Annotated in this window: 25 protein-coding genes; 15 read left to right on the top strand and 10 right to left on the bottom strand. The window is 62.7% G+C overall.

Features of this window, described 5'->3' with window-relative positions; all coding sequences use genetic code 11:
- Positions 1 to 4: 4 nt before the first annotated feature.
- Positions 5 to 1,321 carry a DUF6538 domain-containing protein gene (locus tag E7T10_RS03260; RefSeq protein ID WP_371275995.1) on the bottom strand — a complete coding sequence of 439 codons (1,317 nt, stop codon included), beginning with the start codon at positions 1,319 to 1,321 and terminating at the stop codon, positions 5 to 7.
- 462 nt (positions 1,322 to 1,783) lie between these two features.
- On the opposite strand from E7T10_RS03260, the gene E7T10_RS03255 reads away from it, so the two are divergent.
- The gene (locus E7T10_RS03255) at positions 1,784 to 2,986 is read left to right on the top strand and encodes a site-specific integrase (protein WP_137720708.1); all 1,203 of its coding nucleotides are present in this window, start codon (positions 1,784 to 1,786) and stop codon (positions 2,984 to 2,986) included.
- 229 nt (positions 2,987 to 3,215) lie between these two features.
- Here the strand turns inward: E7T10_RS03255 and E7T10_RS03250 are convergent, their stop codons facing one another.
- The 7 genes from E7T10_RS03250 to E7T10_RS03220 are packed head-to-tail and all read right to left on the bottom strand — an operon-like array spanning position 3,216 to position 7,550.
- Entirely contained in the window at positions 3,216 to 4,382 is a 1,167-nt protein-coding gene (locus tag E7T10_RS03250) for a hypothetical protein (RefSeq protein WP_137720707.1), read from the bottom strand.
- Between the two features lie 50 nt (positions 4,383 to 4,432).
- Positions 4,433 to 4,675, bottom strand: coding sequence for a helix-turn-helix domain-containing protein (locus E7T10_RS03245; RefSeq protein WP_137720706.1), 243 nt, complete (start codon positions 4,673 to 4,675; stop codon positions 4,433 to 4,435).
- Positions 4,672 to 5,148, bottom strand: coding sequence for an Arm DNA-binding domain-containing protein (locus tag E7T10_RS03240; protein ID WP_137720705.1), 477 nt, complete (start codon positions 5,146 to 5,148; stop codon positions 4,672 to 4,674). The genes E7T10_RS03245 and E7T10_RS03240 overlap by 4 nt, the downstream gene beginning before the upstream one ends.
- Entirely contained in the window at positions 5,145 to 5,363 is a 219-nt protein-coding gene (locus tag E7T10_RS03235; protein WP_137720704.1) for a hypothetical protein, read from the bottom strand. Before E7T10_RS03235 ends, E7T10_RS03240 begins: the two co-directional genes overlap by 4 nt.
- A 44-nt stretch (positions 5,364 to 5,407) precedes the next feature.
- Positions 5,408 to 6,484: a hypothetical protein gene (locus tag E7T10_RS03230; protein WP_137720703.1), complete on the bottom strand. Its 1,077-nt coding sequence runs from the start codon at positions 6,482 to 6,484 to the stop codon at positions 5,408 to 5,410.
- Entirely contained in the window at positions 6,481 to 6,840 is a 360-nt protein-coding gene (locus E7T10_RS03225; RefSeq protein ID WP_137720702.1) for a hypothetical protein, read from the bottom strand. Before E7T10_RS03225 ends, E7T10_RS03230 begins: the two co-directional genes overlap by 4 nt.
- A gap of 50 nt (positions 6,841 to 6,890) precedes the next feature.
- Positions 6,891 to 7,550 carry a helix-turn-helix transcriptional regulator gene (locus tag E7T10_RS03220; protein WP_137720701.1) on the bottom strand — a complete coding sequence of 220 codons (660 nt, stop codon included), beginning with the start codon at positions 7,548 to 7,550 and terminating at the stop codon, positions 6,891 to 6,893.
- 72 nt (positions 7,551 to 7,622) lie between these two features.
- On the opposite strand from E7T10_RS03220, the gene E7T10_RS03215 reads away from it, so the two are divergent.
- The 11 genes from E7T10_RS03215 (at position 7,623) to E7T10_RS03165 (ending at position 14,136) form a co-directional block, all read left to right on the top strand.
- Positions 7,623 to 7,877, top strand: coding sequence for a hypothetical protein (locus E7T10_RS03215; protein ID WP_137720700.1), 255 nt, complete (start codon positions 7,623 to 7,625; stop codon positions 7,875 to 7,877).
- A 244-nt stretch (positions 7,878 to 8,121) separates the two neighbouring features.
- The gene (locus E7T10_RS03210) at positions 8,122 to 8,565 is read left to right on the top strand and encodes a hypothetical protein (RefSeq protein ID WP_137720699.1); all 444 of its coding nucleotides are present in this window, start codon (positions 8,122 to 8,124) and stop codon (positions 8,563 to 8,565) included.
- Positions 8,562 to 8,912: a hypothetical protein gene (locus tag E7T10_RS03205; protein WP_137720698.1), complete on the top strand. Its 351-nt coding sequence runs from the start codon at positions 8,562 to 8,564 to the stop codon at positions 8,910 to 8,912. The genes E7T10_RS03210 and E7T10_RS03205 overlap by 4 nt, the downstream gene beginning before the upstream one ends.
- Positions 8,909 to 9,832, top strand: coding sequence for a helix-turn-helix domain-containing protein (locus tag E7T10_RS16090; protein WP_137720697.1), 924 nt, complete (start codon positions 8,909 to 8,911; stop codon positions 9,830 to 9,832). The genes E7T10_RS03205 and E7T10_RS16090 overlap by 4 nt, the downstream gene beginning before the upstream one ends.
- Before the next feature lie 41 nt (positions 9,833 to 9,873).
- Positions 9,874 to 10,539 (top strand): phage regulatory protein/antirepressor Ant, encoded by a 666-nt coding sequence (locus E7T10_RS03195; RefSeq protein WP_137720696.1) that lies wholly within the window; start codon positions 9,874 to 9,876, stop codon positions 10,537 to 10,539.
- Complete coding sequence (locus E7T10_RS03190) at positions 10,536 to 10,835, top strand: helix-turn-helix domain-containing protein (RefSeq protein WP_137720695.1); 300 nt, start codon at positions 10,536 to 10,538, stop codon at positions 10,833 to 10,835. Before E7T10_RS03195 ends, E7T10_RS03190 begins: the two co-directional genes overlap by 4 nt.
- A gap of 82 nt (positions 10,836 to 10,917) precedes the next feature.
- Positions 10,918 to 11,754, top strand: coding sequence for a hypothetical protein (locus E7T10_RS03185; protein WP_137720694.1), 837 nt, complete (start codon positions 10,918 to 10,920; stop codon positions 11,752 to 11,754).
- Between the two features lie 26 nt (positions 11,755 to 11,780).
- On the top strand, positions 11,781 to 12,038 hold the full coding sequence (locus E7T10_RS03180) for a hypothetical protein (RefSeq protein ID WP_137720693.1): 258 nt from the start codon (positions 11,781 to 11,783) through the stop codon (positions 12,036 to 12,038).
- Positions 12,039 to 12,314: 276 nt separating this feature from the next.
- Entirely contained in the window at positions 12,315 to 12,851 is a 537-nt protein-coding gene (locus E7T10_RS03175; RefSeq protein ID WP_137720692.1) for a hypothetical protein, read from the top strand.
- A gap of 386 nt (positions 12,852 to 13,237) precedes the next feature.
- Positions 13,238 to 13,456 (top strand): hypothetical protein, encoded by a 219-nt coding sequence (locus E7T10_RS03170; RefSeq protein ID WP_137720691.1) that lies wholly within the window; start codon positions 13,238 to 13,240, stop codon positions 13,454 to 13,456.
- Positions 13,453 to 14,136: a hypothetical protein gene (locus E7T10_RS03165; protein ID WP_137720690.1), complete on the top strand. Its 684-nt coding sequence runs from the start codon at positions 13,453 to 13,455 to the stop codon at positions 14,134 to 14,136. Before E7T10_RS03170 ends, E7T10_RS03165 begins: the two co-directional genes overlap by 4 nt.
- A 46-nt stretch (positions 14,137 to 14,182) precedes the next feature.
- Here E7T10_RS03165 and E7T10_RS03160 read toward each other — a convergent pair whose 3' ends face one another.
- The gene (locus E7T10_RS03160) at positions 14,183 to 14,962 is read right to left on the bottom strand and encodes a hypothetical protein (protein ID WP_137720689.1); all 780 of its coding nucleotides are present in this window, start codon (positions 14,960 to 14,962) and stop codon (positions 14,183 to 14,185) included.
- A 171-nt stretch (positions 14,963 to 15,133) separates the two neighbouring features.
- Between E7T10_RS03160 and E7T10_RS15830 the strand changes: the two genes are divergently transcribed.
- Positions 15,134 to 16,126, top strand: coding sequence for a hypothetical protein (locus E7T10_RS15830; RefSeq protein WP_210416142.1), 993 nt, complete (start codon positions 15,134 to 15,136; stop codon positions 16,124 to 16,126).
- Between the two features lie 179 nt (positions 16,127 to 16,305).
- Here the strand turns inward: E7T10_RS15830 and E7T10_RS03150 are convergent, their stop codons facing one another.
- Positions 16,306 to 16,497 (bottom strand): hypothetical protein, encoded by a 192-nt coding sequence (locus E7T10_RS03150; RefSeq protein ID WP_137720688.1) that lies wholly within the window; start codon positions 16,495 to 16,497, stop codon positions 16,306 to 16,308.
- A gap of 353 nt (positions 16,498 to 16,850) precedes the next feature.
- On the opposite strand from E7T10_RS03150, the gene E7T10_RS03145 reads away from it, so the two are divergent.
- Both E7T10_RS03145 and E7T10_RS15650 read left to right on the top strand, forming a co-directional pair.
- On the top strand, positions 16,851 to 17,408 hold the full coding sequence (locus E7T10_RS03145; protein ID WP_210416141.1) for a glycoside hydrolase family protein: 558 nt from the start codon (positions 16,851 to 16,853) through the stop codon (positions 17,406 to 17,408).
- Between the two features lie 252 nt (positions 17,409 to 17,660).
- The gene (locus E7T10_RS15650; RefSeq protein WP_168189875.1) at positions 17,661 to 17,963 is read left to right on the top strand and encodes a hypothetical protein; all 303 of its coding nucleotides are present in this window, start codon (positions 17,661 to 17,663) and stop codon (positions 17,961 to 17,963) included.
- Positions 17,964 to 18,887 lie beyond the last annotated feature (924 nt).

Below are 18,887 nucleotides of genomic sequence, written 5' to 3'. Positions count from 1 at the left end.
CCGCTTAAGCTCCCTCTATGGTAATTTCAGAGAGGTGTGAGAGGTCCAACCCATCATACCTGACCCTCCCGATTGCTTCATAGAGTGTGCTGGCTCGGTAGCCTCGCCCATAAGCGGCAGCAGTCTCGCCGCCTTCGTTCCCGCTTCCGGACGACCAACCGCCCAGCGCAAGTGCAATCTCATGCTCAACGCGCGCCTCGCGGAGCGCGTCGCGATAGCAGTGCCGAAACGAATGGAAGCAGGTCTTCTCTCGGCGAGCACCGGCGCGTTCCAAGAACCGCCTGAACCACTTCGAGAATGGGTCGCTATAATAGCCGGTGCTGGACTTCTGGAGTTCAGAGAACAAGCGCACCGCGCCAGCCTCGCGCCGCTGCTCAACAAAAGTCATGAACCCGATCTCGATCAACGCGGGGTGGACCGGAATGAACCGCTCGCTGGCTTCTGTCTTGAGGCGTTTCCCGTTGTCCACATCGGACGGCCCCTCCGTCACGAAGAAGCAGTCCACATCGTCCAGCCGATGAATGTCTGCGACGTGAAGCTGGCAAATCTCGTTCATTCGCATGCCCGAGAACAAGGCGATCAAAGGCACCCAGAACCGGCCACGACGTGGGTGCGCGTAACCGGGTGTGGAGTATCCGGCCCAATCGTCAACGCAACCTCTGTAGATCGGCGCATCGAAGATAAGGCGTAGCTGCTCGGTGGAAAATGGTAGGCGTTTATCCCTTCGCTTCACCCGGTCGATGACCTGAAGCCCCTTGGCTGGGTTCCGTTCGATCCAACCCTCGTTTTGACAGAAGTTCATCACCGCGCGGAACTTGCACATGTAGCCGTTAACAGAGGCGGGCGAGAGCCGCCCAGTCAGGCCCTTCTCTTTCGCCATCCTCGAAGCCGCGAGAGGCGACAGCTTCGGAAACTTCTTCTCGGCGTTCGCTGGCAACCACAGGAGCACATCGAGAAGCTCGCGTGACGCTTCACGGTCGATGGAGCGGATCGTGCGACTTTCGCCCCAAAGTCCGACCGTCAACTCGATGAGGTTCAGATAGTGGAGGTCTGTCTTCCGGCTGCGCTGTTTCGCGGGATCGGATCGGAACAGTTCGAACGCTTGGCGAAGCGTCTTATCCGCTGGTGACGCCGGGGTCGTCGGCACGAGCTTCGAACGGTCTGGCGTAATCGGGATAACAGGCTGAATGCCGTGGGCTTCGATGTCTCGCCATTGCTGCTCGAACGCTGCTGCGACGATCCGAGCTTTGCGGACAGCATCAGCCCGATAGCCGGTGCCGAGAGACTTCATGACCTCCGTCTTGCCGATGATCCCGGCCAACGAACGCGGAACACGAAGCCGAAGATAGTAGGTCGATCCCCGAACGATCAGGCCAGACGATTGCCGACGCCGAGCATCAGATGACCGAGGGGACGGTTGAAGAGGCCGTTTGAACGGTGTGTGCGACGAGGTGGTGCTACAGTCTCGCGACAGTGAACTAACTGTATGAGAACGCTTTTTCGACGGTCGCTTGGAAGCCGTGTGTAGCAGCGTGGTGTCAGTTTTATCGCCTGTTTCCGTCCAAACCCTTGTGGAGCAAGGATTTGGTGGAGCCGAGGGAACACCGACCTGTATTCGAGAAGGTTCACATCAGTCCAGAAGATGCCCGCTACCATTGACGTTGCGGGGCGCGTCGTCCGTAAGTGTCCGTGGCGGTGCGGTGCAAGCCGCGTCCGCTTTTAGGGTAACTTTTAGGGTAAGGCAGAACGCGCCAAGAACGCGAGTTCATGCTACGTTCTACTTATGGCGCGACCGACCAACCGTCTGACACACCGCTTCGTCACCACGACGAAACAGCCCGGCCTTCATGCCGACGGCGGTGGTCTGTATCTGGAAGTCGATAAGAGCGGCGTCGGCAAGCGCTGGACCTTCATCTTCCAATGGCGCGGCGCGCGCAAACAGATGGGCCTCGGTGGTCTGGCGGTCACGTCGCTGGCCGAGGCTCGGGAGATCGCCGAGGAAGCTCGGCGCCAGGTGGCGAAGAGCATCAACCCCATCGAGGCCAAGAAGGCAGCCCAGGTTGAGGGCGTGACCTTCGGCGATGTCGCGGACGATCTGCTGAAGGCGCTGGCCCCGGAGTGGAAGAACGCGAAGCACCTCTATCAGTGGAAGCAGAGCCTGACCGTCGATGCCGCCCGCCTGCGGCCGCTGGCCATCGATGCGGTCTCGACCGAGGACGTGCTGGACGTGCTCAAGCCGATCTGGTCGATTAAGCCCGAAACCGCGTCACGCACTCGCGGCCGGATCGAGCGGGTTCTGGACGCCGCGAAGGCGAAGGGCTTGCGGAAGGGCGAGAACCCCGCGCGATGGAAGGGCCACCTTTCCCTGCTGCTGCCGAAGCGGCAACGTCTGACGCAAGGCCACCATCCGGCCATGCCCTATGAGGCGGCGGCCGACTTCATGGCCCGTCTGCGCGCCCGCCCGGCGCTCGCCGCGCGCGCCCTGGAGTTCACCATCCTGACGGCGGCCCGGACGAGCGAGACGATCTTCGCCCGGCCGGGTGAGGTGGATCTGGTCAACAAGGTCTGGAACGTCCCCGCCGACCGCATGAAGATGAAGGTCGCGCACCGGGTACCGCTGACCGATCGCGCCGTTCAGATCGTGACGGAGCTGATGGAGGAAATGCCGAAGGCGGATTTCATCTTCGCCAAGGCAGACGGCGCGGCGCTCTCTACGGCGGCGATGTCCGCGTTGCTCGAGCGCATGGGTGACGACGCCTACAGCGTCCACGGCTTCCGCTCGACCTTCAGGGATTGGGCCGGGGAATGCACGGCCTTCGCGGACTCTGTCGCAGAGGCGGCGCTGGCGCATAGGGTCGGGGACGAGACGGAGCGCGCTTACCGGCGCGGCGATGCCTTCCAGAAGCGCATCAAGCTGATGGATGCCTGGGCGGGCTATCTGGACCGCCCGAAGACCGGGACGGTGGTCGAGATGCGGCGCGCCTAGCGACGGTTGGATCGAAAGGCGACCGCGCCTGAAGGCTCGTCAGTTTCAACCGTGAAACCGAGGTACGTATTCGGGATTTCGGGATGGCGACGCAGCCAACTCCGCTCGGCTCGAATGACGATTTTGGCTCCAGCCGGGTCAAACCACGCGAACACACTCCCTCTGGAGGGAGGCAGAGCAAGCTCTGATGCCAGCTGTCTAGCGGCAGTGTCGGCGGTGATCGCGACCATTACACATTATGACCTGAGACAAGGTTAAGGTCGAGTTTCTTCAGCACTTCAGCGAGCGGCAGAATGAACGTCTCGCCGGTCCTGGGGTTGCCAGCAAACAGAAGACCAACCGCGCGCTTCACGCCATCGGGATCGGTCTGCACGATCAGCGATCCAGAGTCTCCGGCCTTCGAGAAGGGCTCTCCGGTAGTGCTGTGGACCACGAACACGTTGTCGAAGAAGACCGTTTTCCGCACGTTGTATTCCTGCACGGCGTAGGCGACCGGGACCGGCGAGACTGCTTGCGCGATGATGACGCCGGTAGTGTGTCCGGTGGTCCGGCCGATCTTCTCGACTTTCATTCCCGGCCGAGGTGTTCCGACCTCCGCCGGCGTATCGAAGGCATCGCCCTGATATGAGGACACCGTTGCCTGATCGGTGATCTCGAAGCATGCCGCATCGGCGTTCAGGTTAATCTCGATGTTCTCCGGGATGCCGTCGTTGATCGGCAGCAGCTGTGAATGACGACCAATGGTGAACGGATCGCAATGCTCATTCGACACATCGAGAGGGCCAGGCGCGAGGATGGGCAAGCCCGGCTGCGCATTGTTGCAGGCTCCCGTCACGTGGTTGTTGGTCAGACCGAAAAGCTTCCCATCGGGCTTCCGAGTGAGGGCGCCCAATGTTCCGGCACCAATGCAATCGGCAGGGTAGACGGAGCTGCCGCAGGTATATTTCCCATTACGCAGAGCATAGGGATAGTGCCGCTGCGGCGGCGGCGGACTGCCTTTCACGTCGGCGAGGCCGCCTGTTACGTACTCGATGGTGTATCCAGGGATAGCCTGGAAAGGGACGAGCTTCTGCTCTGCGGCGGTCAGCTTTCCTTTGGTGAAGACGACGACCTTTTTGTCAAACTCGTTGAATCCGATAAGATTGATCGCCCGCCGACGGAACACCTCCTGCACAGCGTTTGCGGCAAACAGCTGCTGCGGTTCCAGCTGAGGGTCTTCGTCGACCGCTTCCGCTGAGTCCTCCATGGCGGGACGGCCGAACAGACGGTGCGTTTTCGCCCAGTTCAAGACGACGAGAGCCGCATCCCGAGCCGTTGCCCCCTCGGCTGCGGCGATCTCTTCTTCTCCGAACGGCTGGTTCTCAGTCCCGGGCAAAGCGGCTGTCGCGTCAGTCATAAATCACTCCTCCGGCGCCCTCCTAGCGGGCAACCGCAGGGTGAGTCGAGTCAAGCTGCCCGTGCCGGTGGCGCCTCGTCAATAACGCGCTGCAGTTCATCGCGCGTGATGATCGTGCGGCCGCGCAGCTTCTTCGCCATCACCTCGCCGTTGCGGATCATGTCGAAGACGGTGGTCCGGCTCACGCCCATGGCGGGGCCGGCCTCGTCGACGGTGTAGGCGAGCTTGGCGCCGGGTGGCAGATTTGACGCCTTGCCCTTCTTCACATTGCTGTTGGCTGCCGTGATACTCACGTCCTGACCTCTTCGGTGTGTCGGTGGTCCAGTTTTCCTAGGCGGGCGCCAGCTTGCTTCAACGCCCTCGCTTTGCGCCGGGCCTCGTCCAAGCTCACGAGGCGGGCGCCACCCAGTCCGCGCTCCCGGCGCCGACGGTTGTCGAAGTCGATCAGCACCCAACTGCGCGACCCACTCTGCTGAACGCGGAGATAGAGGCCGCTACCGTCCGCATGCAGGCCGGGCTCCAGATCCCAGATCAGATGCTCCGGCAGCGGTGGTGCCCTTCGGCTACCATCAGCGGCGGGGGTAGGATTCGGATCGATGAAGGCGGCCAGTATCTCACTAGAGACTCCGCTCCGTTCGAGGGTCCACCTCACTTCGGCGGCGCTGGGCCGCGTCGAGATGAGATCGCAGTTGTGCTCGAGGTCGTCGAGCGCCTCGATCTGCGCGAGGCTCAGGAGCGCCAGGAGGCCATCAGGGACGCACATCATGGCGGGCTCGCTCCAGCCAGAGCGATCACATCACCGACGGTGCGGACGGCTTCTCGCTCGTCATCCGTCAGATCGAAGCCGCGTACGGCCTCGATCTCGTCCAGCAGGGCGAGCCGGCATAGATCCGTGCCGACGTCATGCCAGGCGTTCGCCGGCCCGACATCGTCCGGCGCACCGTAGGTCAGGCACAAGTTCAGGACGAAAGCTTCGCGCACCTCGGAGGGGATCGAGGGAGCGACTGGGTCAGAGCGGTCCCAAATCATTGCTGCAGACCCGCACGACGACGGCCGTCCAAATCGCAGAGGCGCTTCCCGAGATAGAACTCAGCTGTCCGATAATCGAATGGCAGGCCCATCAACCGGATCGCGTTACTCAACGCCGTTCTGATGTTCTCGGCCGCCACTTCCTTCTGTTCCCCGACGGTTCCAAACTGGGCAACCTCGATCTCCCCGGCTGCGACAAGTAGCTGAAAGGCGAGCCCAGTCTGGGTGGTGGGCCGTCGAACAAACGCCCGATCTTCTATCTCCCCGATGCAGGCTTCTCCCCTAGCGGCCCGCTCGATCTCGGTGGTGGAGGCGCTCGGCCGTCGAAGGCTTGCTTCACGGATGGCCGTCGACATCTGGTCAGAGAGGTTCTCGACGTCGTCACCTTCGCTGCGCTTGTCGGAGAACCAGACCGCACCGACGACGGTGGCGCTCACGGCAAGCTGTGCGTCGTTCCCTCGCGCCAACTGCCGTGTCTCTAAAGCTATAGTTTCGGCCTCCGACGCGATCTTCCCAACGCCGCCCAGGCTGACCGCCCAGTTTCGATAGCCGTCATCATCGTGAGCCAGGTAGTAGCAGAGCTGCTCAGCGTGGCCGCGAGCCGACATCACGTCGATCAGATCAGATGCGTCAGGCAAGGCCTTCCCGATCTTCGCCGCTACCTCCGCCAGGCGCCGCGCGGCCCGGGCGTAGCGAGAGGTTTCATCATCGCCCCACATCCGCAGGAAGGCATCGGCTTTGGTGCCGATTGCAGCCCAGTGTGGAGCAGTCGTTTGCATCAACCTCGATCGAGCTTCGAGGTAGGCGTCGTGAACGGGCCCGTGCTCTTCGACCACATCGTCGGTGGTCGCAGACACTTCGAGCGCACTGGCGTCATCGCTGGCTTCCGCCGCGCGAAGATACTCGGCTTCGGCCACATCCCATTCAGATGCTTGCGCCTCGGCGGCCGCGACTGATCTCACGGCTGCGGTGACATGATCGACGCCATCGTCATCCGAATAGCCATCGGTAGTGAAGACCAGGGCCGCAGCCGTCTCAGCTGCGGTCGGTCTCAGATCGGAGGCGCACGTCATTGGCGCACCCCGATCCAGACGCCGTCGTCGTCATATTCGGCATCTGCGGCCACGATGCTCGCCGCGCGCGCCGCCATCCACTCGGGGCTCGCGTTCCAGATTTTCAGCGGCGCGACGGCATCGCACGATTTGCAGATGGCGATATCCTCAGCCGGCGCGTCGATCGGCTGGCCGCTCTCGTCGCGGATGACCGCTCCATCGGCGTCAATCGCCCATAGGACATCAAGAGCCCCGGGATCGATGTCGATCTGTCGGGCTTCGCCGCAAAAGCGGCAGGGCTTGGGGGCGTCGGCAGCGACCGACACGCAGCGGGTAGGGCTATGAGCTTCGACCAACATGAGCGTCTCCTCGTTCATGAGGAGACGCTATGCGTTGTGCATAGGCCTTGTCAACGCATTATGCGTAGTTATCGCCAGAGGCCACTCGCATCGATGCTCTTCCGGCGCCTTTTGTCCTCGTAGGCCGCAACCACGACGCCGACCAACTCGAGCCCGTCGATGGCGAAAAAATCCTCGTGGGACATAACCGTCTCTTCGGGATGCGCGCCCCTATAGGGCACATACCATTCTGATCCATCATCGCGCTGGGATATCACCCAAGTCGTCAGCGCTCGTGCGGTGCCGTTCGGCGCCGAAATGAGCATCTCGTCGCCCACCATGATTGGCTGGCCTTTGGTCGTGCAAACGATCACGTAGGTCGTCGGCGGTCCGGGCTCGGCGATATAGGCAGCAAGCTCCTCATAGCTGTAACCCTCAGCGCCTACAGGCAGGATAGGCACTTCCGATGCCGAGGTAGCGGCTTCAGTCTGGACACCTAGATGGCCCAGCACCGGCGTGCCTGGGGAGCCCTCACTCGCCTCATCTTTGGTGCCGGTCATGAGGTGGTTCCAAGAAACCCGGAACGCCCGGCTATACCTCTGAGCCGCATCTATCTGAAGACCGCGAGATCCATTCTCATGGCCAAGATAGGTGCTCTCGGTCCAACCAAAGGCCTTGGCCGCAGCGGTCGCCGATTTGAAGCCGGCTTTGATGCGAGCTGCTTTCAGCCTGTCGGCAGGAGTGGTCATGCCATTCCTATAGCGCAGATCATTATTCGATGTGCATTGACTAAATCTACGCGTTTCGCATAGCATGCCAGCATGAGGACTTTCCGCGAAATCATCGGCCTGTGGCCGACCGTCTCTGCCATGGCTCTCGACGTCGGTGTCGGCGAGCGAACTGGCTTCTCCTGGTGGCAGCGAGATTCGATCCCATCCGACCGGTTTGCGTCCGTCGTCCGGGCCGCAGCAAAGCGAGGCTACGTCGGTGTCACCGCCGATACGCTCGCCATTATTGCGGAGCGTCGGAGGATCAGCCGAGACGGTCATGCCAACAACGATTTGGCAGCTGCTTGATGCAGGTCTCGTCGGGAAACTTCGCGATGGTGGCACGCCGCCTTCGCCCACTTATCGTCGCCGGTGGCTCCGAACGCAGCCCTACAAGCTGCGGCCGCAACGCCATGGCGGATAGCCCGCAAGATCTCGACGGTGGGTTCGCTCCCCTTGTTCGCAGTGTCCAACATCTCAGTCTCCAAACCAGTGAGATGACCTTCGGCCAGCCGTCGTCGCCCGTCACCTTGCGCAGCCCTGGCAAAAGGCAATGAGCGACTTCGACCCCGCCCTGCTGAAGGCGCACTTCAGCCAGCTGGTTGACGCTGTAGGCACCCAGGAAGCGGCAGCAGCCTTTCTCGGCGTCAGTCGCCAACGCGTCGGCCAGCTAATCAGCACCGCGACCTCAGATCTCCCCACATGGGGGCAGGTGTGGAAGCTGGAACAGGTGTGCGGCCAGTCCCTGGTCTTTGCCGCCTTCGGCCGGATGACTGATCACGACGACGCCGGCGGTGGTGCATTGGCGTCCGCCGTCATGAGCACGGCTGCGGCGTCCCGCGCTCTACAAGCTGTGCACGCAGCAAAGGCGGATGGTGTTTTAGAGGCCGCCGAGATTGAGGATGTGCGAGATGCGGCACGGGATAACCTGGCCGCTGCTCAGCGTCAGTTCGACGACAGCATGCGGCTCAGACCCACGCTGAAGGTGGTGGCATGAGCGTCTCGATCATGACCGACGTGTGGAAGATGGACATTCCCACGACCGAGAAGGTCGTCCTACTAGCTCTCGCTGATGCAGCGAACGAGGACGGCGTCGCCCAGATCGCGGTGATCTCCAGCCGCGAGGGGGAGATCGACCTTCAGCGAAAGACTTCGCTCAGTGAGCGCGCCGTACAAGGGGCGCTCAAGCGCCTCTGCGCAGCCGGGCATCTCAGCCGAACGGAGCAGCCCGGCAAAGGCGCCGCCTATCAGGTGCTCACCCAGAAGACGTGCGCGCAAATGCTACCTGCGCGTCACTCGGTGGTGGGCCGCAGCACGCGCTTGCCGTCGGAGGCGCGAACATGAGCCACCAAGCCTCCTACTGGGCGCTTGAGCAGACCTGCAGCACTGCGACCGAGAAGGCGATCCTGATGGTGATCGCAAGCTACGTTGGGCCCGACGGCTGCTGCTACCCTGGCCAGGACACTTTGGCTCGCCAAGCCTGCTGCTCCGTCAAATCCGTCGAGCGAGCGTTGCAGGCGTTCGAGGACCGCGGATGGCTGACCAGAACCGCCCGCCGGCGGAAGGATGGGTCACGCACATCGGACCTCCTCGAACTCACCCTTGCCCCAAATCCCGAGGTCCGGGAACAAGCCGACACCGTGTCGGGTTGCGCTCAACCAACCCGACATCCTGTCCAAACCAACCCGACACCTTGTCCAAACCAACCCGACAGGGTGTCGGGGCTCACTACGTTTGAACCGGTTAGAACTGAACCGGTAAGAAGAACCGCTGTTGTGGTGCGCGCGAGCGAACATGAACGGCAGCCTCCGCTTGAGGGGGAAGTCCTCCCGCCGACCAAAATGGACAGACCAAGCGACTGGCCGCCTGGCGATGCACGGCGCCATGCCGCGATGCTGGTCGAGGAAGCCGCCACGGCTCATCTGGATCCAGCACGTCAGCCAGGGCTGGCGACCACGACGGGCCGGATCCATGCTTGGCGCCGCGACGGCGCTTCCTGGGAACACGACGTGCTGCCGGCGGTCAGGGCAGCAGCTCTGCGGCAGCGCGGTCCAATCCGCAGCTGGAAGTTCTTCGACGCCGCTATCGCCCAGTCCATCGCTGACAACAGAGCCGCCCTCTTGATCCCGGCGGCATACGCCAATGCAGACCGATCTTCTGCGGCAGGTTCAGCCGGCCAGTCTGCGCGCCGTGAAAACAGAGAGCGGGCATCTGCAGGTGCGGGGTGGGCGTCTGAAGTGGTGGCCGCAAGGAGGAGCCTTTGACGGAGGACCTCACATTGCCGACGCCTAACGCTTCCCCAACCATGTCCAGCATCGACATCGCCGAAGTCTGCGGCTCGCGGCACAACGACGTGGTCGCAACCATTCGGCGGCTTTTCGATCAGGGGGTTTTACGAGAAAGTCGTGAAACCCTCCGGGAGCATCGCCGTGCTGACGGTGGTCGTCCTACGCACGTCTACGATCTGACGAAGCGGGACACGCTGGTCGTGGTGTCCGGCTATCGCGCGGAGCTGCGTGCTCGCATCATTGATCGATGGGAGGCGCTGGAACAGACCGTCGGGCAGGTGCTGCCGGACCTCGGTGACCCGGAAGTCCTGCGGAGCCTGCTGTCCAACTATGCCGGCGATAAAGCCAAACTCCTCGCCCAGGTCGCGGCCGATGCGCCAAAGGTCCAGGCGCTGGAGCGCATAGCCGATGCCGACGGATCTCTGTGCATTACCGACGCCGCTAAGGCGCTGCAGGTCCAGCCGAAGCGGCTGTTCAACTTCCTGCGCCGGCAAGGGTGGATCTATCGCAGGGCGGGCGGGTCTGGCGAGGTGGGCTATCAGTCGAAGGTGTCCGCCGGATACCTTGAGCACAAGATCACCCGATTGCGCCGGGAGGGCCGGCCGGATCGCATTGCAGAGCAGGTCAGGGTCACGCCCAAGGGGCTGACAAAGCTGGCTGAAGCCTTTGGGCGCCCCGAATGAGCGCGGCGGATCGGCCCCTTGGGTTGGTCCGCAGTCTGCGGGCGTCGCTGCCTACGCTCGCCATCGACGAAATCGACAGACGCCTGACTGAGATCGAGCAACTGCTGCAGCGGACGCTGTCGGTCGAGGAAGCCGCCCGGATCGCGGGCGAAAAGCCCGGCACGGTCTACAAGGCCATCGCGCGCGGCAATCTGGCCAGCGCCACGACCGGCGCCAGCAATGTGCACCGGATCGAACAGGCCGAGGTCGAGGCGTGGATGCGGCGCCCGCGCCGGCGACAGGGCGAGGCCGCGTGATGGTCTTTGTCCAATCTTGTCCAATCGCATTGAGCGCCAACAGGCGCGGCGGCAGGCTCACCTCACCAATACGAGGACCGACATGGCCGTCACCGACATCCTGAAACGCGATCCGGTCGCCGCTGCCCGCAAAACCCACGAAGCGGCGCTGCGCGGGCTTTCCAACGCCCTGGCAAAGCAAACCGCTGCCGTCGCTGAGGTTGAGGCCGCTGAGCGCGCGCAGACGGTCGCGGCCACCGCAGACGGCGATGCCGCCGACGGCGTGCTGGAGAACGCGACCCGCCGCTTGCGCGATGCCCGCGACCTCGTGGAGGCCTTCGATCGCCGGGTGATCCCCGCCGCTGAAGCCGCTGTGATGCAGGCTGAGGCCGCAGTGGCCGATGCGGAGAAGCAAGTTCAATATGCCGCTGCTGAGGCCCAGGGCAAAGCCGCGCGCGCTAAGCTGGCCAAGGAATACCCGGACATCCAGCGCCGTTACACCGAGCTGCTGGAGATGGTCGTCGGCGCCGACGCCGCAATCGAAGCCGCCAACGCTAACCCACCTGCCGAGGCATCCCCACTGCCGACGGTCGAAGCTCCGATCCGTGATTTCCCCGCGCAGCCGGAACGCATCTTGTCCGACACTGTCCAGCCCCTCTGGTATCACCAGGACGGCAGCCGTGTTCGGGATCAGTCGCGCGTCAAGGATGGCAAATACCAGCACCACAAGCCCGGCATCATGGTCCACAATGTCGTCACGGACCACTGCCGAAAGATCGACACCCGCGTCGTCGTTTCGGTCCCGTTCCGCGCAGGCGTGTCAGGTCCACGCCTGTCAGCCACGAAGCTTCCGCCCCTCAAGGCTGAAGCGCCGGCCGATCTGCCCGAGAAGATCGAATACCGTGTTCCGGACGCAGGCCAGCGCGAGGGCTTGGTATGACCCCGGATCGCCGAACGGCTGAGTTGATGACCGACCAGATGTCGGACGTGGCGTCTTGGTACGTCGTTGATCAGCGCCGCGTCGGCATCATGCAGAGCCCATATGCTGAGGGTCGTTTCGCCCTCGCCCTTTCGCTGGCCGCCCATCGGCCCGTGTCGATCGATACTGCCCTGCTCGTGCTCAGGTCGGCGCCGGTCGCGATGACATCGAGCGAGGCCGAGACATTGGCGAGCCGGGTCGTGGAGCCAGCCCTCGATAGCCTGGGGGCCACGCATGGGCACTGACCTTGCGACCGCCCCTCATCAACGGGTCCTCCCCAAGGGGCCGGGGGTAATACGGTCGGGCTGGGCGCGTTATCTCTCTAGCTATGATGTGAAAATCCGGTTGCCGGTTGCCGGTTGCCGGTTTGGGAATAGCGACCACCCCGGCCGGACCATCTCAAACCCAGTGCGGCCCGGCGTTCTACGGCTTCGAGGAAATCGGGCCTCGGTTGCCGCCCGGTTGCCGGTTGCCGGTTGCCGGTTGCCGCCGAGGTTGCCGGTTGCCGCAGGTTGCCGCCCATGAGCATCACCCTCGCCTCAAGGCCTGCGTTCGCAAAGCTTCACGGCGTCAGCAAAGCCGCAGTGCAGAAGTGGGAGGCGCGCGGGGCGGTCGTCGTAGTCGATGGCAAGATCAGCGTCGAAGCCTCCGACCGCCTGCTGATGCACTCCGGTCTGGGCCGCTTTTCTGGCCGCCCACGCAAACCGGACCTGAACCCGAGCCCAGTGTCTGGCGCGCCCGCTTCTGCCGCTGTCGGCACAGACGGCGCCCAGATCGAGCACGATGTGCTGATGCCCGTCGCGGTCAATCTGCTGGTCAGCTACTTCAATCGCATCTGCGCCTTCGCTGCTCTCGCCGCATGGGAGAACGGCGCGTCGATCGAGACCGCCAAGCAGACTGACCAGATGTTCAGAGCCTTGGCGATGGAGGCCGCGACGGAAGTCCTGACCGAGATCGATGCCAGCCGTCCGGACGGCTTCGCCTGGGAAGACCAGCCGATCTGGGATCTGGACCGCATGGCGCAGATCGACTGGTCATCAGTGGAGGCTCCACAATGATGGTTGTTGGGCTCTCACATATCGCCGCTCAGATGGGCGTCTCTACCCGCACCGCGAAACGGCTCGCCAAGACAGGCGCAGTGCCGATGCAGTTGGTGGACCGCCAACGACGCGCGACACCGGAGGCCATAGCCACCTTCAAGGTCGGCCGCGAGGCTATCCCTACTTGGGAAGGCGAAGGCGGGGCCCTTCGCCGCGAGACAACATCGCAAGACGATCAGACCATAGAGGAACCCTCAGATGTCTAAGACCAACAGCCAGAAGACTCCGCTCCGCTACAGCTTGGCACAAGCTATGGCGACTGCCACACGCCATCCGAAACCGGCAAACCAAAAGTTCAGCCTCGCCGAAGCCATGCGTAAGACGACAGGCTCGGAGCCGAGCAAATGACCCGCCGGCTAAAGCTGTTCTTCGGCTTGCTCGTTCCACTGTTGGCGGTCCCCGCCATCGCGCACGCAGACCCGATCACGGCAGCGGTGGTGGCCTGGACCACGTCGATAGGCATCAACGCAGCGTTCGCGACCTTTGTCGTCAACACGGTGCTTTACAGCGCCGGTGCGGCGACCCGCGATCGAGCAAGGCCGTCGCAGGATGACAGCGAATGACCGCGACCCTGGTCTATCTCGCGCCTCGATCTGCCACACTGTTCACCGACGGCATGATGGTCGGCCCGAACGGCGCGATGATCGCTATGAAGCAGAAGGTGCAAATAGCCGCGCACCAATCTGCGGCTTTCGTCGGCCGGGGCCCTGACATGTTTGGAGCTCTGCTGGCTGTGGCTGTGGCCCAGGTCCAGGGAAGCTTTGACGACCTTGTTCGCGCCTTCCCAGAACAAGTTGTCGGCGCCCATCGAGCGATGATGTCCGCGCTGCAGGCCGGGCATTCGGTGTCTGCCGACCCAGCCCTGATCGACGGCGTTCTCGTCGGCATCGATGGATCAGGCCGGGCCAGAGGCATCTGCGTCAGCAGCTATGACGACGACGGCCACCCCCCATGGACGGCTAAAGCGCTGACGCCCGCCGTGCCGCCGAGCGCGGCACAACTGCGCTTTACTCCTGAGGACATACAGCCTGCCCTGGCGTTTGCTTCTCCGTGGCCGGCTTCGATGGATTTCGATCTGGCGGTTTCAAGTGTGAAGCCATGGGAGCCATGCGCTGACGTCCGCGAGCATGGTCGCAGGATCATGCGTGCACAAAGAGCCAGCGGGACAGTTGGCTGCTTCTGCCAAATGACGACGTTGACGGCGGGCGCTGTGGTGACGGAAATCGTCGAGCGGTGGACCTAGCTCTCAACGCCATTTTCACGGCGTCTCTGGTTCACAGCATATCGATTCAAGCAGTGGGCCATCGCCGATCGATGCGAGCGTTCAGCCCGGCAGTTGTGTGCGGGCTGACCTGATGCTCCCTGAAACCAATGGTGCTGCGAGCGTTAGTGATATCTGAGCGTTCGGGCGTTCTCGGGCAGTCGGCCCCAGCCGAAAAACGAGCATAGGGAAAGAGCGCGTTTATACGCGCAGCCGCTTCGATGGCATCGTAGCACCGGTCTAAAAGCTCCGCCAAACCCGGAGGCTCTCCCGACAAAGATCCTGCCCAGTGCCCATGGAGACGAGCGGACTGCACCTGAAGGAGGCTGATGAGCTCAGCGTAAGGCTCAACTTCAAGCTTGGAACTGTTCGCAATCATGCGTTCTAATGACGCCACCATCTGCTGGTCGAGACACGGTGGTGCAGACGTCAAAGTACCAAGCGAGATGTGGGTAAGTTGTTCCCTCAGCCAAGCGGCAACTGATTCCTCATGGCGCCAAAGATAATCGAGATTGAAGCTTAACGCCGCGCGCGCCGACGCATGGCCCCGTGCGATGCGATCAGTTTCGTGCCGATCAGCCAAGCCAATCTGCTTGCTAAGGAACCATGCACCCACTGCGGCTGCTGCAAGAGCAAGAACGCCAGAAGTCAGCGTCTGCCAGGCGTCTAGCCACTGCAGAAGGATGAAATCCTCAAAACGGCGCCAGAACTCTTCTCGGCATTCGAATTGGAGCGGCGAGCACGCGTATCTCTTCACTGCATAGAAGGCGGCCAGAGCCGCCCACACAGTTGCGATGGTCAGTCCCACATGCGCAGCTACGCGGAACTCTCGTGTCGGCATTGCGGAAAGACAATCGCGCAGCGTCAAACAGTTGCGAGGCTCCCGCGGAGGCAGTCGCAAACCCTTTATTGCAGTGGTGACGGCGATAAGGTTTGCTCTCGGACACACGAACGCGTTGAAATATCGGCGAGCGGTTGAATGTTGAAGAAGGCCCATGTCCTAGCCGTTCTTGCTGTTCTTTTGCTGCTCGTGCCGTTCAGGCCGGCGATCGCGCAGTCACCATCCCCGCTGGATGGGCTATGGGTCTGGGCGATTGATGATCACGCAGCCTTTGTGCTGAGGATTGACTGCGACGGCGCGGGCCGGCCCGGTGGAAATTTTTCGCGCCCGGCTCACTTCACGCTGGATGCCAACACCGGCTGGATCAGGCTAATGAACGTCGTTGGTCCCACTTCAACAAAAAGCTTCCAGAACGCAGAGTGCGGTGGGGACGAGTTCCGGTTTAGCGTCCAAGATGGCGACACTCCGACCGATGTCACAGCGTATGTAGTCAAGTTGGTGTCCGCCGATGGCGCGGCGCTGACCCTCGCCAATATTCCGGGTGGTCCCACGTTCGATCTACATCGGTCGAACTCGCCCGTTTCGGTGTTCACTGGCTGGCAGCCTGACGCGATATACGGACGACCGCCGTCCTTTGTTGACAACGCCGCGCTAGCCGCACTTTTTCAGGAGGATCAGGATGCCCGACAGGGAAACGGTCCCCTCGCCCCCGACGTCAGTGATCGAGATCGCGAGCGCAGATCCGTGGTCCGAAACATGCTTGATGCGGGGCAGATCCGGAGCGGAGCAGACTATTACCGGAGCGCGTTCATCTTCCAGCACGGGGACAAACCCGAGGACTATCTACTAGCCCATGCCTTGGCTACTGCCGCTGTGGCCAGAGGCCGGCAAGACGCGATCTGGATCGCTACGGCAACCTTGGATCGGTTCCTTCAATCCATCGGGAGAGCTCAAGTCTACGGCACGCAGTTCGTCGTGCCGTTTAATGGCGATCCCCCCAGCCAGGGTGCATATGACACCAGCCTGTTGCCTGATACCTTGCGAAACGACAGCGGTGTTCCGTCCCTTGCCGAGCAGCAAAGTCAACTCGAAGCGTATCGGCAAAGAGGTCAACAGAGACGGTTGCCGTGATTGTCAACCTGGGGGGCGAATCCTCTGACCGTCCACATCGTGTCAGGCGCGGCCGTAGCGGCAAACCGAAAATCAGCCCCTTCATCATTTGCTTAGAGCAGTCGTCGCCAACGTCTGCAACGGGTCGATTTCAGTCATAGACGTCGGCGCTGAAAGCGGACCTAATGCGCCTAGCCATCTCAGGCAAAAGTCTGTGTGATCAGCTGATCGGTCTGGTCCAAGTGGACTTCCAGCGCCCCAATGGCCTCGGTTCGGGCACGCTCTGCGGCGGATCGATCACCCGCCGTCAGATGGGCTGCGAACTCGGTGATCTTCGCTGTCATCAGCTGTTCCGCGCCCATGGCGCGCCGCTCCAGCGTCCTGTCGTCCATCTCGCACCCCCCAATTTACTTTGCGGCCCGGCCGATGATGTCCTCGCCCAGCCGGGCCGCCTGACGCAGTTCGGGCATGAGCCGCGACGTTTATGGCTTAGCTGAATGCAACGCTCGCTGTCACCTGATCCGTGGAACGCCTGCCAAGATTAGCCTGGTGATCCAGGCGAGCATAGTTATGAGGAAGGGCGCGACGTTCTTCTGATTCATCACAATCCATCCCCCAATGGATAGGCCGGGGCATTTGCGGAACCGCCGGCCTGAAGCTCCCCGCTAGAGCGAGCCGCGAGGCTCAACCGTGACGCTATCCCGCACACCTAAAGCGCGCAACCCCCACAATCTGGAGACTGACCATGAGCGACAAGGCTCTATTCGACGTCGTGCGCGATATCGCGGGTCGCGGCCTTACCCAGGAGGAAGTCAATCAGATCAAGGCAGCGATCCCAGCGCCGTCGCTCGCAATCGGTGAAATCGATCCGAACGACATGGCCCTGATCCGCGAGCTGGAGCGTGACGAAGGCCGGGTGCTTCACGCCTATCAGGACAGCCGGGGCTTCTGGACCATCGGCATCGGCCGGCTGATCGACAAGCGGAAGGGCGGTGGCATCTCGAATGACGAGGCCGATCTTCTGAAGCGCAACGACATCGCCCGCTTCAAGCGCGACCTGGACCGGGTGGCGCCGTGGTGGCGGACGGCTGATCCGGTGCGGCAACGCGCGATCCAGAATATCGCCTTCAACCTTGGAGCGGATGGTCTAGTCGAGAAGTGGCCCAACACCGTGGCCCTGATGAAGGCGGGGCGCTGGCGCGAGGCGGCGGCCGCCATCCGGGCGAACAAGGTCTGGGTTGGACAGGTGAAGGGCCGCGCCGAACGGATCGCCCAGCAGATCGAAACCGGGGGCGCCGGATGATCGCCGCCCTCGCCTTCCTCCGCTCCATCCCCCGCCTTCTCCGCCCGACCGGCTGGCTGATCGTCGCCATCATCGCCGGCTTCATCCTGACCGGCGCCTATTGCTCTCACAGGGGCGCACAGGGGGAGCGAGAGCGTCAGGCGGTCGAGATACAAAAGACCGAGGCGAAGGCGTCCAGCGCGCGGGAAACCGCTGCCCGTGAGGCCTCGGTCGAAACCCCCATCATCAACGCCCGCGAAAAGGATCTATCCGATGCGGTCAACTCGCTCCCTGATGCTGTCCCTAGCGCTCGCCGTGTCCGTCTCGCTTGCGAGCGGTTGCGCCACCAAGGCACCGCAGAGCGCCTTCTACCCGAGCCCTGCCGATCTGGCGGTTGAGCCGAAGCCGGTCCTGGCGCCCGAGGCGATCTATTCGGAGGCCGCGCTCGACGCCTACGACATCGCCATCGAGGCGCGGGGGGACCGATTGGCGGCCCAGGTCGGGCGTCTCTGCCGGTTCTTCGATACGATGGGGATGCGGGGGCTCGACTGTCCGCCGCCGCCACGACCGGGCTAAACCAACGACGACAGCCCCGCTTAGCTCAGCCCAGCAGGCCTTGAGAGTGGCGGATGCCGCCCGCGCCCTCGCCGTCGAAACGCTGATCGCGGAGCGGCGGCTGATAGAAGAGTGGCGCAAGCTAAAAGAGCAGCGACGTCGGCTCTGGTATTCTCGCGAGCCCTCTAGCCCGTGAAAGTGACGTTTCCCGGCGACGCTTTGGCGATCCGACATAGCTCCTCATTCGGCCGCATCGCTGTGCCATTCAGTGTGAGCTTTGCCCCATGGCGTAGCGCGCTCGCGAGCTGGATAAGTTCGTCAGCGGAACGCGTGTCAGCATAGATTGTGATGCTGCCCCCGCAGCGCGCTATCTCACACAGCTCGTCGATAGGTTTCCGTTGCATTGATCACTCCGAACTAAACGCGCTGATTTACCAATCAAAACCGACGCTGCAAATGCCAAGCTTGAGTGGATTAAGGGGAACTTGACGCAGCGCTTTGTGGTTATCTGGCCAGCCGATCGCAAAGTCGGCTCATGTGTTTTCCGACTGCCGCCGACCTTCGAGGACGGCGGCTTTTGTCGTTTTGCGGACTTCCGGAACGCAGTGTCGTTGATCTGAGTTAGTTGCGCGGAGCCGGCCTGTGAGGGTGGTGGCCCGGCAATATGCGCCACCCCGCTCGGTGGGCGGTCGATTACGTTCCCTGGGTGAGACCGCCCGCCTTGATCGCCCTCGGTTCACGCCGGGGGCGTTTTGCTATGCCCGCCCGGTATCAAGCAGCCATGGCCACGCGCCTGATCGTAATAGTCCGAGATCGAGAAGCGGACCTGTAAGGCGGCACCCTTTGACCCGCAGGCCTTGCAGACCAGGTGATGCGCGACGAGCGGTAGAGACATCGACGTGTCCAGCCCGCGCGCCGTCTCGGCTGGCACATAGCCCGTGCGGC

This window comes from Brevundimonas sp. SGAir0440 (assembly GCF_005484585.1).
Classification (GTDB): domain Bacteria; phylum Pseudomonadota; class Alphaproteobacteria; order Caulobacterales; family Caulobacteraceae; genus Brevundimonas.
This window is presented reverse-complemented; position numbering and strand designations above follow the sequence as displayed.

Bases quoted from the DNA above. Each gene is read 5' to 3' on its own strand.
- E7T10_RS03185 (WP_137720694.1), top strand. From the start codon at position 10,918: ATGGCCGTCACCGACATCCTGAAACGCGATCCGGTCGCCGCTGCCCGC.
- E7T10_RS15650 (WP_168189875.1), top strand. From the start codon at position 17,661: ATGCGGTCAACTCGCTCCCTGATGCTGTCCCTAGCGCTCGCCGTGTCC.
- E7T10_RS03240 (WP_137720705.1), bottom strand. From the start codon at position 5,148: ATGATGTGCGTCCCTGATGGCCTCCTGGCGCTCCTGAGCCTCGCGCAG.
- E7T10_RS03180 (WP_137720693.1), top strand. From the start codon at position 11,781: ATGACCGACCAGATGTCGGACGTGGCGTCTTGGTACGTCGTTGATCAG.
- E7T10_RS03250 (WP_137720707.1), bottom strand. From the start codon at position 4,382: ATGACTGACGCGACAGCCGCTTTGCCCGGGACTGAGAACCAGCCGTTC.
- E7T10_RS03170 (WP_137720691.1), top strand. From the start codon at position 13,238: ATGACCCGCCGGCTAAAGCTGTTCTTCGGCTTGCTCGTTCCACTGTTG.
- E7T10_RS03220 (WP_137720701.1), bottom strand. From the start codon at position 7,550: ATGACCACTCCTGCCGACAGGCTGAAAGCAGCTCGCATCAAAGCCGGC.
- E7T10_RS03225 (WP_137720702.1), bottom strand. From the start codon at position 6,840: ATGAACGAGGAGACGCTCATGTTGGTCGAAGCTCATAGCCCTACCCGC.
- E7T10_RS03190 (WP_137720695.1), top strand. From the start codon at position 10,536: ATGAGCGCGGCGGATCGGCCCCTTGGGTTGGTCCGCAGTCTGCGGGCG.
- E7T10_RS03165 (WP_137720690.1), top strand. From the start codon at position 13,453: ATGACCGCGACCCTGGTCTATCTCGCGCCTCGATCTGCCACACTGTTC.
- E7T10_RS03215 (WP_137720700.1), top strand. From the start codon at position 7,623: ATGAGGACTTTCCGCGAAATCATCGGCCTGTGGCCGACCGTCTCTGCC.
- E7T10_RS03205 (WP_137720698.1), top strand. From the start codon at position 8,562: ATGAGCGTCTCGATCATGACCGACGTGTGGAAGATGGACATTCCCACG.
- E7T10_RS03150 (WP_137720688.1), bottom strand. From the start codon at position 16,497: ATGGACGACAGGACGCTGGAGCGGCGCGCCATGGGCGCGGAACAGCTG.
- E7T10_RS03145 (WP_210416141.1), top strand. From the start codon at position 16,851: ATGAGCGACAAGGCTCTATTCGACGTCGTGCGCGATATCGCGGGTCGC.
- E7T10_RS03255 (WP_137720708.1), top strand. From the start codon at position 1,784: ATGGCGCGACCGACCAACCGTCTGACACACCGCTTCGTCACCACGACG.
- E7T10_RS03230 (WP_137720703.1), bottom strand. From the start codon at position 6,484: ATGACGTGCGCCTCCGATCTGAGACCGACCGCAGCTGAGACGGCTGCG.
- E7T10_RS03210 (WP_137720699.1), top strand. From the start codon at position 8,122: ATGAGCGACTTCGACCCCGCCCTGCTGAAGGCGCACTTCAGCCAGCTG.
- E7T10_RS15830 (WP_210416142.1), top strand. From the start codon at position 15,134: ATGTTGAAGAAGGCCCATGTCCTAGCCGTTCTTGCTGTTCTTTTGCTG.
- E7T10_RS03175 (WP_137720692.1), top strand. From the start codon at position 12,315: ATGAGCATCACCCTCGCCTCAAGGCCTGCGTTCGCAAAGCTTCACGGC.
- E7T10_RS16090 (WP_137720697.1), top strand. From the start codon at position 8,909: ATGAGCCACCAAGCCTCCTACTGGGCGCTTGAGCAGACCTGCAGCACT.
- E7T10_RS03195 (WP_137720696.1), top strand. From the start codon at position 9,874: ATGTCCAGCATCGACATCGCCGAAGTCTGCGGCTCGCGGCACAACGAC.